Origin of the sequence: Peribacillus butanolivorans, assembly GCF_001273755.1 — a bacterium.
Classification (GTDB): domain Bacteria; phylum Bacillota; class Bacilli; order Bacillales; family DSM-1321; genus Peribacillus; species Peribacillus butanolivorans.
The window spans coordinates 201278-216561 of record NZ_LGYA01000005.1; the positions used below are offsets into that span (position 1 = coordinate 201278).

Annotated in this window: 16 protein-coding genes; 13 read left to right on the forward strand and 3 right to left on the reverse strand. The window is 40.2% G+C overall.

Translation table 11 applies throughout. The features are described 5' to 3' along the window. Nucleotides 1-10: 10 nt before the first annotated feature. Genes ureC through AKG34_RS23025 form a run of 3 tightly spaced genes read right to left on the reverse strand, consistent with a single transcriptional unit; the run spans nucleotide 11 to nucleotide 2363 of the window. Nucleotides 11-1723 carry an urease subunit alpha gene (gene ureC, locus AKG34_RS23015; protein ID WP_053348469.1) on the reverse strand — a complete coding sequence of 571 codons (1713 nt, stop codon included), beginning with the start codon at nucleotides 1721-1723 and terminating at the stop codon, nucleotides 11-13. Further along, a complete protein-coding gene (locus tag AKG34_RS23020; RefSeq protein WP_053348470.1) occupies nucleotides 1720-2043 on the reverse strand; it encodes an urease subunit beta in 324 nt (107 codons plus the stop codon). Before AKG34_RS23020 ends, ureC begins: the two co-directional genes overlap by 4 nt. A 17-nt stretch (nucleotides 2044-2060) precedes the next feature. Continuing rightward, nucleotides 2061-2363: an urease subunit gamma gene (locus AKG34_RS23025; protein WP_053348471.1), complete on the reverse strand. Its 303-nt coding sequence runs from the start codon at nucleotides 2361-2363 to the stop codon at nucleotides 2061-2063. Nucleotides 2364-2694: 331 nt separating this feature from the next. Between AKG34_RS23025 and AKG34_RS23030 the strand changes: the two genes are divergently transcribed. From AKG34_RS23030 to wecB, 13 genes are all read left to right on the forward strand, one after another. After that, the gene (locus AKG34_RS23030; RefSeq protein ID WP_152952396.1) at nucleotides 2695-3150 is read left to right on the forward strand and encodes a hypothetical protein; all 456 of its coding nucleotides are present in this window, start codon (nucleotides 2695-2697) and stop codon (nucleotides 3148-3150) included. Between the two features lie 156 nt (nucleotides 3151-3306). Beyond that, entirely contained in the window at nucleotides 3307-4377 is a 1071-nt protein-coding gene (prfA, locus tag AKG34_RS23035) for a peptide chain release factor 1 (protein WP_053348858.1), read from the forward strand. Then, complete coding sequence (gene prmC / locus AKG34_RS23040; RefSeq protein WP_330219177.1) at nucleotides 4370-5239, forward strand: peptide chain release factor N(5)-glutamine methyltransferase; 870 nt, start codon at nucleotides 4370-4372, stop codon at nucleotides 5237-5239. The genes prfA and prmC overlap by 8 nt, the downstream gene beginning before the upstream one ends. Nucleotides 5240-5399: 160 nt before the next feature. After that, the gene (gene spoIIR / locus AKG34_RS23045) at nucleotides 5400-6230 is read left to right on the forward strand and encodes a stage II sporulation protein R (protein ID WP_053348473.1); all 831 of its coding nucleotides are present in this window, start codon (nucleotides 5400-5402) and stop codon (nucleotides 6228-6230) included. 294 nt (nucleotides 6231-6524) lie between these two features. Further along, nucleotides 6525-7574, forward strand: coding sequence for an L-threonylcarbamoyladenylate synthase (locus tag AKG34_RS23050; RefSeq protein ID WP_053348474.1), 1050 nt, complete (start codon nucleotides 6525-6527; stop codon nucleotides 7572-7574). 75 nt (nucleotides 7575-7649) lie between these two features. Continuing rightward, nucleotides 7650-8216: a manganese efflux pump MntP gene (locus AKG34_RS23055; RefSeq protein ID WP_053348475.1), complete on the forward strand. Its 567-nt coding sequence runs from the start codon at nucleotides 7650-7652 to the stop codon at nucleotides 8214-8216. Nucleotides 8217-8475: 259 nt separating this feature from the next. After that, a complete protein-coding gene (locus AKG34_RS23060) occupies nucleotides 8476-8919 on the forward strand; it encodes a low molecular weight protein arginine phosphatase (RefSeq protein WP_053348476.1) in 444 nt (147 codons plus the stop codon). Between the two features lie 23 nt (nucleotides 8920-8942). Further along, nucleotides 8943-10232 (forward strand): methyl-accepting chemotaxis protein, encoded by a 1290-nt coding sequence (locus tag AKG34_RS23065; RefSeq protein WP_053348477.1) that lies wholly within the window; start codon nucleotides 8943-8945, stop codon nucleotides 10230-10232. Between the two features lie 129 nt (nucleotides 10233-10361). After that, nucleotides 10362-10808 carry a ribose 5-phosphate isomerase B gene (gene rpiB, locus AKG34_RS23070; protein ID WP_053348478.1) on the forward strand — a complete coding sequence of 149 codons (447 nt, stop codon included), beginning with the start codon at nucleotides 10362-10364 and terminating at the stop codon, nucleotides 10806-10808. A 141-nt stretch (nucleotides 10809-10949) separates the two neighbouring features. Further along, the gene (locus AKG34_RS23075) at nucleotides 10950-11543 is read left to right on the forward strand and encodes a TIGR01440 family protein (RefSeq protein ID WP_053348479.1); all 594 of its coding nucleotides are present in this window, start codon (nucleotides 10950-10952) and stop codon (nucleotides 11541-11543) included. A 410-nt stretch (nucleotides 11544-11953) separates the two neighbouring features. Then, the gene (locus AKG34_RS23080) at nucleotides 11954-13195 is read left to right on the forward strand and encodes a serine hydroxymethyltransferase (protein WP_053348480.1); all 1242 of its coding nucleotides are present in this window, start codon (nucleotides 11954-11956) and stop codon (nucleotides 13193-13195) included. A gap of 246 nt (nucleotides 13196-13441) precedes the next feature. Beyond that, nucleotides 13442-14071 (forward strand): uracil phosphoribosyltransferase, encoded by a 630-nt coding sequence (gene upp / locus AKG34_RS23085; RefSeq protein WP_053348481.1) that lies wholly within the window; start codon nucleotides 13442-13444, stop codon nucleotides 14069-14071. 45 nt (nucleotides 14072-14116) lie between these two features. Next, a complete protein-coding gene (wecB, locus tag AKG34_RS23090; protein WP_053348860.1) occupies nucleotides 14117-15238 on the forward strand; it encodes a non-hydrolyzing UDP-N-acetylglucosamine 2-epimerase in 1122 nt (373 codons plus the stop codon). Nucleotides 15239-15284: the final 46 nt, after the last annotated feature.

The following is a 15284-nucleotide window of genomic DNA, read 5'->3' on the forward strand; positions in this document are numbered from 1 at the left end:
ACTTTTCACCTCAGAATAGGAAATATCGCTGACCCATTGGCACCGTATCAACTGGCTCGCATGTCAGGAGTTCTCCATTTACTTTTACTTCATATGTTTGCGGATCAACTGTAATATCAGGTGTTTCAGCATTTAATTTCATATCTTTCTTAGTTAGAGTCCGAATTCCGCCAACAGGTAGAATCATTTTATGTAGTCCAAGTTTTTCATGAACACCATCATCGTAGGCTGCTTGAGAAATGAAAGTAACCGAACTTTTTGCTAAGGCCTTTCCAAACTGAGCGTACATTGGACGATAAATATACGGCTGTGGTGTCGGGATAGATGCATTGGCATCACCCATTAACCCAGTAACCGCAAGACCGTTTTTAAGCACCATTTCTGGCTTCACGCCAAAAAACTTTGGAGACCAGAGGACTAGATCTGCCAATTTTCCAACTTCAATAGAACCAACATGCTTTGAAATCCCATGTGTAATGGCTGGATTAATAGTGTATTTGGCGATATAGCGCTTAGCCCGGTTGTTGTCGGCATGTTTGCTATCTCCAAACAGGATGCCTCTTTGTTTTTTCATTTTGTCTGCTACTTGCCATGTGCGTAGAACGACTTCTCCTACCCGGCCCATTGCTTGGGCATCAGAGCTTACCATGCTAAATACGCCCATGTCGTGAAGGATATCTTCTGCTGCAATTGTTTCCCTTCTAATTCTAGAATCTGCAAAAGCGATATCTTCTGGAACAGAAGGATTTAAATGATGGCAAACCATGACCATATCAAGGTGTTCGTCGATAGTATTAACGGTATAAGGGAGGGTGGGGTTCGTTGATGAAGGCAGAATGTTATGGTAACCTGCTGATTTGATTAAATCAGGTGCATGGCCACCGCCTGCGCCTTCAGTATGGTACATGTGAAGAACTCGGTCTTTTACTGCGGCCATGGTATTTTCCATAAATCCGCTTTCATTTAATGTATCTGCGTGCAGGGCAACTTGAATGTCATATTCGTCTGCTACCTGTAGTGCGTAGTCAAGGGATGAACCAGTAGCTCCCCAGTCTTCATGAACTTTTAATCCGATAACTCCAGCTCTAACTTGCTCGATTAAGGGTTCAGTGGAAGCAGCATGTCCTTTACCTGTAAATCCAATATTTATAGGGAGGCCTTCAGCAGCTTCAAGCATGCGGTGAATATTCCATTCACCCGGAGTAACCGTAGTTGCCTTAGATCCAGCTGCAGGACCTGTACCGCCCCCGATTAATGTTGTTGTTCCAGATGTTAGTGCTACCTGTACTTGTTCTGGATTAATAAAATGAACGTGGGTATCGATGGCACCAGCTGTCACAATCAAACCTTCACCGGCGATTATTTCTGTAGATGCGCCAATAATAATATCCACATTGTCCATAACGAGTGGATTTCCGCTTTTACCAATTCCAGAAATTTTACCATCCCGAATGGCTAGATCTGCTTTACAAATTCCTGTGTAATCTAAAATTACTACGTTCGTTATAACGGTATCTGCCACACCGTCTTTACGGGTTGCAAGGGGGTGCTGGCCCATGCCGTCCCGAATGACTTTTCCGCCGCCAAAGACAACTTCTTCTCCGTATGAAGTGTAATCTTTTTCAATTTGAATAAACAAATCTGTGTCAGCAAGGCGGATAGAGTCACCAGTAGTTGGTCCGTACATTTCAGCATATTGTTTTCGGGACATTTTAAAACTCATGATTCATCCTCACTTTCTAATTTGCCGTCTACTTTATTATTGAACCCGTATATACGCCGTTCTCCTGCAAAATTTAGAAGCTGTATTTCTTTTTCATCCCCGGGTTCAAAACGAACAGCCGCTCCAGCAGGGACATTTAATCGCTTTCCGTAAGCTTTCTTCCTATTAAATTGGAGTGCTTCATTTACTTCGTAGAAATGAAAATGTGATCCGACCTGAATAGGGCGGTCGCCGGTGTTAGTAACAGAAATGGTGAATACTTCTCTTCCTTCATTACAAATAATCTCTTCTTCTTTTAAAATGTATTCTCCTGGCAACATATAGCTATCCCTCCTATTTATCGTATCGGGCTGTGGACAGTCACCAATTTCGTTCCATCTGGAAAAGTTGCTTCAACCTGAATATCATCTATCATTTCAGGTATTCCTTCCATGACATCTTCTTGTGTCAAAATGGAAGCCCCATACTCCATAAGTTGGGCTACAGTTTTCCCGTCTCTTGCCCCTTCCATAACCTCATAAGTGATGAGGGCGACAGCTTCCGGATGATTTAACTTTAATCCTCTGTCTTTTCGGCGCTTCGCAAGATCCGCTGCCACCACTATCATAAGCTTGTCGATTTCCCGCGGCAATAAATGCATAGTTGAATCCTCCTGTTGTAATTACAAACAATAAAAAAACTCCCTATTTGGAAGAAAGGGGAGCTAATTATTACCCTTTATTCATTTTCTCCTAAATCCATGTAGATAATCCTTTCAAAAGGATTTTAACATACAAAGATTTTAAGATGAAGTTTAACGCAATGCGGTTTGAACTAAAAATAGACATTTGCAATAAACTTTAACTATTAAGATAAAGTCGAGCATTTTGTAAAAAAGAGGGAAGAGAAATAAAAGATACATTTTGCTTCATTTTGGGAAAGCTGAAGAGGAACCGCTCTTTATAAACTTAACCAAAATGGAGGGAAAAAATATGAAATCAATACTGATTTTTATGACTGCTTTTCTTCTTGCTGCACTAACAGCATGCAGTCAAAATGACAATGCAATAAATAATGATTCGGAATATGGGGATCAATCCCGGGATGGCAAAGATTTTGTTGGCAAAAGTTTAAAACATGTATCTAATAAGGATTGGGACAATGAAGCGGAACGGCCATCGGATCAAGTCCTCAACACCCCGCATCATACATCCAATAATTCTCCATCCATGGGGCAGGAAATAGATAAAATCCGATCAATCATTAAATCGGAAACTAATTATGATGCAGGCTCCGTATGGTTTAATGGCAATACCATACATGTTACGGTCCATGATAAAGGTGAAATCAAGACGGATGAAGAAAGAAATGAGGAAAAGCAGCGAATTCAAGACATGATAACCAGAGTTGTTCCCCAATATAATATAGATGTTAAATTAAAGAAATAACCACAATTTTGAATCCTCTTTGACGTCGATTATTCACCTATACTATAATTAAGCTAGAAGTGAACTCGGTTAGGGCACTTATTTATAGTTAAAAAGGATGGATTACTTCCAACTCGTTTCATGTAGATGTTTTGGAAAATTTATGAGGTGAATAATTTGTTTGATCGACTGCAGGCAGTAGAAGATAGATATGAAAGATTGAATGAACTATTGAGTGACCCTGAAATCATTAATGATTCAAAGAAGCTAAGGGAATATTCTAAGGAGCAATCCAGTATTCAGGAGACGGCTTCAACGTATAAAGAGTATAAAGCAGTTCGTGAGCAACTCCAGGAAGCCAAGGCGATGCTTGAAGACAAACTTGATGCGGATATGCGTGAAATGGTTAAAGAAGAGATTAATGAACTTGAAGAGACCATACAAGGTCTTGAAGATAAGCTGAAAATATTGCTTATTCCAAAAGACCCTAACGATGATAAAAACGTAATCATGGAGATCCGCGGAGCGGCAGGCGGAGATGAAGCGGCCTTATTTGCAGGTAGTCTATACCGTATGTACAGCCGTTTTGCTGAGGTGCAAGGCTGGAGAACTGAAGTTATTGAATCAAGTCCTACAGGGCTTGGTGGTTATAAGGAAATCATTTTCATGATTAATGGTAACGGTGCATATTCAAAGTTGAAATTCGAAAATGGAGCCCATCGCGTGCAGCGTGTACCTGAAACTGAATCAGGTGGACGGATTCATACGTCCACGGCTACGGTTGCCGTTTTACCGGAAGCTGAGGAAGTGGAAGTTGAAATCCATGATAAGGATGTTCGTGTAGATACCTTTGCGTCGAGTGGACCAGGAGGACAGAGTGTTAACACCACAATGTCAGCGGTGCGATTGACGCATATTCCAACAAATACCGTTGTATCTTGTCAGGATGAAAAATCACAAATCAAGAACAAAGAAAAAGCAATGAAAGTTTTGCGTGCCCGTGTGTATGACAAAATTCATCGTGAAGTACAGGCGGAATATGACCAAAACAGGAAGCTTGCCGTTGGAACGGGTGATCGTTCAGAACGGATTCGTACGTATAACTTCCCGCAAAACCGTGTTACCGACCATCGTATCGGCTTAACGATTCAAAAGCTGGATCAAATTATGGAAGGTAAGCTGGATGATGTCGTGGATGCATTAATCATGGAAGATCAATCTTCAAGACTGGAAAATGCAGATGAATAATTCTGTAATGAAAGTATTCGAAGTCCTTAAATGGGCTTCTTCTTTTTTAAAGGAAAATGATCGGGATGCTAATGCAGGAGAAATTTTGTTGCAGCATTATTTAAAGCAAACTCGCTCCCAGCTATTAGCCAATCTCCATTATGAACTCAATAAAGAGGAGTTAGAACAATTTAAGTCCGCTGTTGAGCTACATGTTGATGGGACCCCTGTTCAATATATTACAGGCAGTGAAGAATTTTATGGACGGACCTTCCTTGTTAATGAAGAAGTGTTGATTCCAAGACCTGAAACAGAAGAATTAATTTATTATACACTTCGCAAGCTCCCTAACATTTTTACGAAGGGACAGAAGCTCAGCTTAGCGGATATTGGGACGGGCAGCGGTGCGATTGCAATTACGATGAAGCTTGAAGAAACAGACTTGCTGGTGACAGCCACGGATATAGCAGATCCATCACTTGAGGTAGCGAGAAAGAATGCCAAGTTACTTGGAGCTGAGGTACAGTTTGTGCAAGGCGATCTGCTGCAGCCGTTCATTAAGCAGAACAATCAGGTGGACATCCTTTTATCGAATCCTCCTTATATACCAAATGATGATCAAAAATCCATGTCAGTGGTCGTAACTGATCATGAACCACATCGTGCGTTATTCGCTGGTGTCGATGGCTTAGACTTTTATCGCCGCTTTATGGAACAATTGCCACTGGTTATGAATGTACCGGGACTGATTGGCTTTGAGGTAGGCACTGGACAGGGTCAGGCAGTTGCTGGTCTCTTAAAGCGGACATTTCCTGCGGCAGAAGTGTCCATTGAAAATGACATTAACAAAAAGGATCGAATGGTCTTTGCTGTATTAAAATGATTCGTCTCATATGTGAGACGGATTTTTTTGTTTGGAATGTAACGTGCTTCACCCAATATACCTTTTAGAATCTATATTTTTAGTTATCCTCTTTTTTACTTTTACTAGTTTAAGATAACGGAAAATTGGCGAAACTAATTTGTGTGAGGGGGCGAGGGCGATGAAAACTAAACATTTAGCCATTATCTATCTATTAATCTTAACAATAGGAACAATTGTAAGTATATATATGCCTAAATCGGAGGCGGTCAGTGCGGAAGAAACTATGGTGATTCCAGATGAAGCGATTCGTCTGCGAATACTTGCTAATAGTGATACAGAAGAGGATCAAGCTGTTAAGCGCCTGATTAGAGATAAAGTAAATGAAGATATTACGAAGTGGGTTCAGGAGCTTACCTCTTTGGATGAGGCGAGGGAAGTGATTACTTCGCATTTACCAGATATCCAAGCAACAGCGGAGGCAGTAGTAAGGGAAAATGGTTTGGAACAGACAGTCAACGTCGATTTTGGACAGGCGGAATTCCCGACAAAGCTTTACGGTCAGTATTTATATCCTGCAGGTGATTATGAAGCGGTGATTATCACACTTGGTGAAGGGGAAGGGGCTAATTGGTGGTGTGTGTTATTTCCTCCATTATGTTTCCTGGATTTTTCAAATGGGACAGCTGTAAGCCAAAGTCCAATTGTCGAGGATGAAGATGAAGAATCAGTGACTTCAAAAGGGAAGGCATATGCTGCAACGAATGAAGAGAAAGTTGTGCCAGAGGAAAAAGTTAAAGAAGAAGTTATAGAGGAAAGTGTAAAAGTGGAAGCGCCGGAAGAAAAGGTTAAGGAAGAAGTGACACCGAAAGGCATCGAAGAGAACGTTGAAGATACAAGCGATAATTTGACGGCATCTACTGACCGAGGTCAACAATTATATGAAGGGGAAAAGGAGCCCGAGGTGGAAGTGAAGTCCTTATTTGCAGAAATTTTCAATGAGATTTTTTAAAGTGAGGGCATCTGCCCTCGTTTTTTTTACGATTAGATAAATGTAATAATACATATCCACAGAGTTATTAACAAAATATCGAAAAAGTCTGTCAATAATCCATAATATCCACAAAGTTATCCACCGTTTCGTTACAATTATCCACAATTTGTGGATAACACTTGAATTATGTGTATACTTCTTTTATACTTTCAAAGTATATTTTAAGAAATAATAGTACGATAAGACTGAAATATCGTTCATATAAAAGCAATTATATAAAATAAGTAATGTTAAAAGGTGAAGGTGTTTACGATGAAAACGAAAGTTTGGTTAGTGGATAAAAATGTGGATAATTTACAAAGTTATCCCCAAATTACACAATCAGCTGAATTATTAAAGGCTGATCAAGTGGTTGCTTTTCCAACGGAGACCGTATATGGGCTGGGAGCTAATGCTAAAAGTGACGAGGCTGTCAAAAAAGTGTTTGAAGCGAAGGGGCGTCCGAGTGATAATCCTTTAATTGTTCATATAGCTACTGAAGAACAGTTGAAAGATATTGTTGAAGAGATTCCGGTACAGGCAAGGAAACTTATAGCGGAATTTTGGCCGGGTCCTTTAACATTGATTATGAAACGGAAACCAGGGCAGCTATCAAACCTAGTGACGGCGGGTCTAGACACAGTCGCGGTCAGGATGCCAGATCATCAGGTTGCCCTAGGTCTTATTCAAGCGAGTAATCTGCCTATTGCTGCTCCAAGTGCAAATACCTCTGGCAAACCAAGCCCCACATCAGCTAAACATGTTGTGGATGATTTAATGGGCCGGATTGCGGGCATTGTCGATGGTGGGACCACAGGTGTAGGTGTTGAATCTACCGTGCTTGATTGCACGGAGGAAGTGCCTGTTATTTTAAGACCGGGTGGCGTGACAGTTGAACAACTGGAAGCAGTCATTGGAACAGTTAGACAAGACGCTGCCTTGAAACATAAGGACGCAGCACCAAAAGCTCCGGGTATGAAATATACCCACTATGCACCGAAAGCCCCTCTTTTTTTAGTAAAGGGTAATCAAGCTTTCCTTCAGAAGCTTGTGGATGAAAAAAGAGGTGATGGGTTAAAAGTCGGTGTGATAACACCTACTGAACATCAACGAGAATATAAGGCGGATTATATTGTTGCTCCTGGATCATTAGCGGATTTACATACAGTTGCAGCAGGGCTATATGATGCTTTACGACAATTTGATGTACTTGATGTCGATATCATTTTTAGCGAAATGTTTCCTGAGTCTGGTATAGGGGTTGCGGTTATGAACCGGCTCGAGAAGGCTGCAGGTCATCAAATCATAGAAGAACATGCGTAATAAGGACTGATTTATTCTTCTATTTCTTTTCGGACATGCATAACATGTAGTAGGTACGTCCGAGGGAGGTATGGAATGAATACATTCGCTGGAGAAATCATCACCTTATTGCTAATGGCTTTTGCGTTGGGAATGGATGCCTTTTCTGTCGGCCTTGGAATGGGGATGTTTAAGCTAAGGTTAAGGCAAATCCTTTTTATAGGGCTAACTGTAGGCTTTTTTCATATTTGGATGCCCTTGCTAGGTATGGGGGCAGGTCGTTTCATTTCTGATAAATTCGGAACATTTGCTACATACGCTGGCGGTCTATTGCTGTTAATTTTGGGCATCCAGATGTTTATTCCCGGTAAAAGGGGAGAAGCTGGAAATAGAGATAATAAGATGCTCGCTCCTATCGGAAAAGGTCTGTTTATTTTTGCTCTAGGGGTAAGCCTGGATAGTTTTTCGGTAGGGTTAACGCTGGGGATTTATGGAGCTAAAACGATTTTGACCATTCTCTGTTTTGGAATGGCTGCCACTTTTTTAACGTGGGCAGGACTTTTACTGGGGAGAAAGATGCAGGGGTTACTGGGAGTTTACAGTGAGATCCTTGGTGGTAGTATTCTGTGTGCGTTTGGTCTAAAACTATTATTCTCCTTTTGATGCACCTAATTTCATATCTGTCCTTCCTCAACTGTTCCGAATTACCGGGGCGGTTTTTATTTTTCTCTTTTAAACATTTCACTGTGGAAAAAGGGGAAGAAAGATGGTTTTATCTTATAGGATAAAGGGTTTACGAAATAGACTTAATTTTTTTGGTTGAAGTGAATTTATTATGATATTTTAATAATAAGAGTGCTTTTATTTTGACTATTAAAAATGGGGCAATAGCTTATAATGGATAAAAAAGGAGGACGTTAAAATGATCCGAGTATTATTTGTATGTACCGGTAACACGTGCAGAAGCCCCATGGCAGAAGCAATTTTAAAAAACAAGAATATTAAAGGTATCGAAGTGAGATCTGCTGGCGTATATGCTTCGGCTGGCCAAGACGCTTCAATGCATGCTAAAAGTGTATTAGTTGAAAATAACATATCACATAATCATTCCTCAACACCTTTATCTGAGAAGGAAATAGATTGGGCTACTCATATTTTTACCATGACGGAAGGGCATAAAACGGCCATTATGAGTACATTCCCCCATATAATTGATAAAACTTTTACTTTAAAAGAATTTGTTAATGACGATAAACATGATAGAGACATAATAGATCCGTTTGGTGGCCCGGAAGACCTTTATCGGGAAACGTTCAGGGAGCTTCAAGATCTAATAGAAGAATTAGTAAAAAGTCTGGAAAAGTAAACAAGTCTACAGGGGGAAAAAGAATGGCGGAAAGAACTCAATATAAGTTTGGGTTACGAAAAAAATTAGTTATCTTTATCACAGTCCTTGCTTTAATCACTTATTCAACCTCGGCATTTTTTATTTTCGTGATCCATCCAATGTTTTTTGAAAACACGAGTTCGATAAGTTTTAGTGTTGGGACACTGCTATTAGGCATATTGTGGTCTGGAATTCTTGCGTTTTTTGCAGCCAGTCTTATTACTAAACCCCTGCAAAGACTAGAAAAAGTGGCGTTAAGTACGGCCCAGGGAAGTATTAACGAAGAAGTAGTTTTATCAAAGACGGATGATGAGATTCGATCATTAGGTACAGCTTTTAACCATATGCTTTTTAACCTGCGGGAAATGGTGCAAAGTATTGAAGAAAATTTCCAAGAGACCAATAACAAGGTCATCCATATTTCTCAAGAATCCTCAAAAGCATCGGAACAGGCAGAAAACATGGCAAGAACCATTGAGGAAATATCCAAAGGTGCTGATACCTCGGCTGTTTCCATCATGAATACGGCTGAATCTATTGATGATGTCATCATGATTGCCCAACAGGTTCAAAATAAAGCGAAGGCATCTGTTGTTATATCCAGTGAAATGGCTTCAGAGCTTTCTCAGAGTAAAGAAGTAGTTAATTCCTTAGTTTTCGGCATTAAACAATTGGCTGAAGAAAACCAACAGTCCCTAAAAACAGTCAAGCGTTTAGAGGAAAATGCGAAAAAGGTAGAACAAATCATTGAGCTTGTCGGCGATATTGCAGCACAAACGAACTTGCTTGCATTGAATGCCTCCATTGAAGCGGCACGAGCAGGAGAACATGGGAAAGGGTTTGCTGTTGTGGCGGAAGAAGTCCGTCTGTTAGCTGATGAGAGCGCTAAAGCTGTTCAAGGCATTTCAAGTTTGATTCAAAATATTCAGGTTGAGGTACAGGCTGTTGTTAAACAAATTGGCGAACAGGTCGTCTTGGCGAATAAAGAAGCCCAAAAAGGTACTAATACGGATATAGCGATAGAAGGAATGACCAAAACAGTACATAATGTTGTCGCTGCGGTAAAAGATATTACTGAGCTTGTTGATCGTCAAATGGAAAGTGTTGAAGAAACATCAAGGCAGTCTCAAGAAGTGGCTGCTATTGCAGAAGAAACATCTGCTGGAGCGGAAGAAGTAACGGCTACGACTCATGAACAAGCGAAGGTTATGGAAAACGTAAAAAATTTGGCTATGGAGCTTAAAGAGCAAGCAGAAAAATTGAAACAGACCATTACACGCTTTCATACTTAATATCATTTTTACAGGAAACCAGTGTAGGTTTCCTGTTTCTATATGGGCGGAAACCTATAGCTTCACTTTATCTTTTCACAATTTTGTGACACAATAAAATCAAATAAAAACAGCTAGAGGAGGATTTTGATGAAAGTTGCAATTGCATCGGATCATGGTGGTATTCAAATCCGTGAAGAAATAAAGAATTTAATGAATGAGTTAAATATTCCATTTGAGGATTTTGGATGTGAATGTAGTACATCCGTGGATTATCCGGATTATGCTTTGCCAGTTGCCGAAAAAGTAGCGCAGGGTGAGTTTGATCGTGGAATACTAATATGCGGTACAGGTATTGGAATGAGCATTGCAGCGAATAAGGTTAAAGGGATACGTTGTGCATTAGTTCATGATGTGTATAGTGCGAAATTGACTCGTCAGCATAATGACAGCAATATGTTGGCAATGGGGGAACGTGTAATTGGTCCTGGGCTTGCCAGGGAAATTGCCCAAACATGGTTGACATCAGAATTTGAAGGCGGCCGTCATGAAAACAGGATTGGTAAGATAGCGGAGTATGAAGGAAAACACTCCTAATTTAAATCACTAGAATGCCCTTCTTAAGCGATAAGCTGTGCAGGTAAGAAGTGAAGATTTAGAACAAGGACAAGAGGTCTTCTCTTCATCTAAGGTCTAACCAATCAGTAAGTTTTCTTTAAATGAAAGGATGCGTATTTCATGACAAATGATACTACATTTTCAGATGAGCTTGAGATATGGAAAAATCAGTTTCGAATACTGTTACAAGAGTTTCAAGAAGAGGCAGCTCTAAAAGAAAAACAGCTATTGGTAATTGGCTGCAGTACAAGTGAAGTGATTGGAAAACGAATCGGCACAGACGGAACAATTGATGTTGCGGGAATGATCTTTGCTGTAATGGAGGATTTCCAAAGAAAAACGGGAATTCAGGTTGCTTATCAATGTTGTGAACACTTAAATAGGGCTCTCGTTTTACCAAGAGAGGCCGCAGTTCGAAGAGATTATGAAGAAGTGTCAGTTGTCCCTGTAAGAACGGCAGGAGGGTCGATGGCAACCTATGCCTATCAACAATGGAAAGATGCTATCGTCGTTGAGCATATCAAGGCAGAAGCGGGGATAGACATCGGTGATACTTTCATCGGTATGCATTTAAAACATGTGGCTGTCCCTGTTCGAGTCTCCATTAAAGAAATTGGTCATGCACATGTGACTATGGCTAAAACCCGCCCAAAACTAATTGGCGGAGAGCGGGCTGTATATCAGGATACTTCAGTAAACAAGAGTTGTACTTAATAGAAAATTAGGCAGCGTTTCTCAGATGAGGGATGCTGTTTTTGTATGGAGACTATTAAATAAAAGAAAAATGTAAAGAACAAGAAGAATCTTTAACGATTTTTTTGTATAGTACCAATAGAATGGTTAGTGAAGAAAAAATGGTATACCCCCTCATCGGAAAGCTTTTTTACTAATAAAATTCAGGTAGGAAGAGCTATTTACCTTAAATAAGATGTGAAATGCGAACGTTTTTAAATGAAAAAACAATGAACGTTCGATAAAAATAGACTATCACTTCTAAAATAGACATGTTAAAATGGAGTAGAATTTTCAAATAATTATCGATAAGGCTTTTTCATGTCTTTTTGAAGTCATGTTGTAAATAATGTAAAAAGCGAATAACGCACAATTTGAGGAGGAATTACGGAATGAATCGTTTAGCAAAGCAAGATGAGCAAGTGTTTAACGCAATTCAACTGGAATTAGGGCGTCAAAGAAGTAAGATTGAGCTTATTGCTTCTGAGAACTTCGTGAGTGAAGCTGTCATGGAAGCTCAAGGATCGGTTTTAACTAATAAGTATGCAGAAGGATATCCGGGTAAACGTTACTACGGTGGGTGTGAGTATGTCGACATCGTTGAAGATTTAGCCCGTGACCGCGCAAAAGAGATTTTCGGTGGCGAGTATGTAAACGTACAACCACACTCTGGAGCTCAAGCTAATATGGCAGTTTACTTTACCGTTCTTCAAACTGGCGACACTGTGTTAGGAATGAACCTGTCACACGGCGGTCATTTAACACATGGAAGCCCGGTTAACTTCAGTGGTGTTAACTACAACTTTGTTGAATATGGTGTAGACGAAAAAGATCACCGTATCGATTACAACGATGTTTTGGAAAAAGCACGTCAGCACAAGCCTAAACTGATCGTAGCAGGGGCTAGTGCATATCCACGTGAAATTGATTTCAAACGCTTCCGTGAGATTGCAGATGAAGTTGGGGCTTATTTAATGGTTGATATGGCACATATCGCAGGTTTAGTTGCTGCAGGATTGCATCAAAGTCCAGTTCCTTATGCAGACTTTGTAACGACAACTACTCATAAAACGCTTCGCGGACCACGCGGCGGTATGATTATTTGTAAAGAAGAGTTTGGTAAGAAAATTGATAAATCAATCTTCCCTGGAATTCAAGGTGGGCCTTTAATGCATGTAATTTCTGCTAAAGCTGTAGCATTCGGCGAAGCGCTTCAAGATGATTTTAAAGCTTATGCACAACAAATTATCGACAATGCTAAACGTTTGGGCGAAGGTTTGAAAAAAGAAGGCTTTACCCTTGTTTCTGATGGAACAGATAATCACTTAATTCTTCTTGATGTACGTTCTACAGGGCTAACAGGAAAAATTGCAGAACATGTACTAGATGAAATCGGTATTACCGTTAACAAAAATGCGATTCCGTATGATCCGGAAAAACCATTCGTTACAAGTGGTATACGTATTGGAACAGCGGCAGTTACATCTCGTGGCTTTGGATTAGAAGACATGGATGAAATCGCTGCAATCATCGGACTTGTTTTGAAAAATAATGAAGATGAAGCTAAACTTGAAGAAGCAAAACAGCGTGTTGAAGCATTAACAAGCAAATTTGAATTATATCCTTCATTGTAATAACGGAGCCGCTTCCTTTCTGGGGAAGCGGCTTTTGTGTGCTTAAATAGATAGACACAGAGAAGAGTGTGTTTTGAAGAGTCAGAATAGTGAAAATAGGTCTGACATCTAAACCTTTATTGAAGATTGAACCTTTTTTCTGTAAAATAGGTTGAAGTGAATTTTAAAAGATACGAAAATTTTTCTAAACGAATAGGGAAATTATAAAAAGAGCAAAATTAAGCAATAGAATTGGAGAGATGCTAAATGGGAAAAGTTTATGTTTTCGATCACCCGTTAATTCAACACAAATTAGCCTATATACGTGATATAAATACAGGAACAAAAGAATTCCGCGAACTAGTAGATGAAGTTGCGTCATTAATGGCATTTGAAATTACAAGAGACATGCCGCTTGAAGAAGTAGAAATCCAAACACCAGTCAGCAAAGCGAAAGTAAAAATGCTTTCTGGTAAAAAAGTTGGTATCGTTCCAATTTTACGTGCTGGTATTGGAATGGTGGACGGAATTATTAAATTGATTCCTGCTGCAAAGGTAGGTCATGTCGGTCTTTACCGTGATCCAGAAACATTAAAACCGGTTGAATATTATGCGAAAATGCCAAGCGATTTGGCAGAAAGAGAATGCATTGTTGTTGACCCAATGTTAGCGACAGGCGGTTCTGCTATTGAAGCTATCAATTCTATTAAAAAGCGCGGTGCAGTTAACATCAAATTCATGTGCCTAATTGCAGCCCCAGAAGGCGTAGAAGCATTAAAAGAAGCGCATCCTGATGTGGATATTTATATTGCAGGGCTTGACGAAAAACTGAATGAACATGGCTACATCGTTCCAGGTCTAGGAGACGCGGGAGATCGTTTATTCGGCACAAAATAATAGAAAGAAACTGAGGTGTCACGATTGAACCAACCGATTAAGGTCATGACGATTTTTGGAACGAGACCAGAAGCTGTCAAAATGGCGCCCTTAGTACTCGAATTTCAAAAACACCCAGAATATTTCAAACCAATCGTTGCTGTTACGGCTCAGCATCGACAAATGTTAGATCAAGTTCTCGACTTATTTTCCATTCAACCCGATTATGATTTGAATATAATGAAGGAAAGGCAAACGCTTGCTGATATTACAAATAGAGCATTAAGTGGTCTGGACTCTATAATGAAGGAAGCTAAACCTGACATTGTTCTTGTTCATGGTGATACAACTACAACCTTTGTAGCCAGTTTAGCTGCTTTTTATAATCAAATCGTCATTGGACATGTGGAAGCAGGGCTGCGCACATGGAATAAGTATTCCCCCTATCCGGAAGAGATGAATCGACAGCTTACCGGAACTATGGCAGACTTACATTTTGCGCCGACCTCAAAAGCGGAAGAGAATTTGCTGAATGAAAACAAGAAAGAAAACATATTCGTGACGGGAAATACGGCAACCGATGCCTTAAAAACGACAGTGCGGTCCACGTATTCTCATCCAGTTTTAAATAAATTGGAAGATGACCGGCTCATTTTACTTACAGCTCACCGCAGGGAAAACCTAGGGGAGCCTATGAGGAATATCTTTAGGGCTGTCAAAAAAATCGTTGCAGATCATGACGATGTTCAAGTGGTTTATCCTGTCCATTTAAATCCCGCTGTTCAAGAGCTAGCAAACGAGATTCTCGGTGATAATCCGCGTGTCCATTTAATCGAACCGCTGGACGTATTGGATTTTCATAACTTTGCATCAAGAGCCTATTTGATTTTGACTGACTCCGGAGGCATCCAGGAAGAGGCACCATCACTTGGTGTACCTGTTCTTGTTTTGCGAGATACGACTGAACGCCCGGAGGGGATTGCAGCAGGCACCTTAAGACTGGCGGGTACGGATGAACAGACCATTTTTAAAATGGCGCATGAATTGCTAACCAATCATGAAGAACACAAAAAAATGGCTAAGGCCTCTAATCCATATGGGGACGGAAATGCTTCAGCCCGAATTGCTGAAGCCGTACGTTACTATTTTAAGCAAGTCAGTGTACCGCCAACAAGATTTGAACCATAAAAAAGGAAAAGCCAATTGGCTTTTCCTTTTTTATTTGCATACTCCA

Coding starts and splice junctions, on each gene's coding strand:
- ureC (WP_053348469.1), bottom strand. CDS start 1,723: ATGAGTTTTAAAATGTCCCGAAAACAATATGCTGAAATGTACGGACCA.
- AKG34_RS23020 (WP_053348470.1), bottom strand. CDS start 2,043: ATGTTGCCAGGAGAATACATTTTAAAAGAAGAAGAGATTATTTGTAAT.
- AKG34_RS23025 (WP_053348471.1), bottom strand. CDS start 2,363: ATGCATTTATTGCCGCGGGAAATCGACAAGCTTATGATAGTGGTGGCA.
- AKG34_RS23030 (WP_152952396.1), top strand. CDS start 2,695: ATGAAATCAATACTGATTTTTATGACTGCTTTTCTTCTTGCTGCACTA.
- prmC (WP_330219177.1), top strand. CDS start 4,370: ATGAATAATTCTGTAATGAAAGTATTCGAAGTCCTTAAATGGGCTTCT.
- spoIIR (WP_053348473.1), top strand. CDS start 5,400: ATGAAAACTAAACATTTAGCCATTATCTATCTATTAATCTTAACAATA.
- AKG34_RS23050 (WP_053348474.1), top strand. CDS start 6,525: ATGAAAACGAAAGTTTGGTTAGTGGATAAAAATGTGGATAATTTACAA.
- AKG34_RS23055 (WP_053348475.1), top strand. CDS start 7,650: ATGAATACATTCGCTGGAGAAATCATCACCTTATTGCTAATGGCTTTT.
- AKG34_RS23060 (WP_053348476.1), top strand. CDS start 8,476: ATGATCCGAGTATTATTTGTATGTACCGGTAACACGTGCAGAAGCCCC.
- AKG34_RS23065 (WP_053348477.1), top strand. CDS start 8,943: ATGGCGGAAAGAACTCAATATAAGTTTGGGTTACGAAAAAAATTAGTT.
- rpiB (WP_053348478.1), top strand. CDS start 10,362: ATGAAAGTTGCAATTGCATCGGATCATGGTGGTATTCAAATCCGTGAA.
- AKG34_RS23075 (WP_053348479.1), top strand. CDS start 10,950: ATGACAAATGATACTACATTTTCAGATGAGCTTGAGATATGGAAAAAT.
- AKG34_RS23080 (WP_053348480.1), top strand. CDS start 11,954: ATGAATCGTTTAGCAAAGCAAGATGAGCAAGTGTTTAACGCAATTCAA.
- upp (WP_053348481.1), top strand. CDS start 13,442: ATGGGAAAAGTTTATGTTTTCGATCACCCGTTAATTCAACACAAATTA.
- wecB (WP_053348860.1), top strand. CDS start 14,117: ATGACGATTTTTGGAACGAGACCAGAAGCTGTCAAAATGGCGCCCTTA.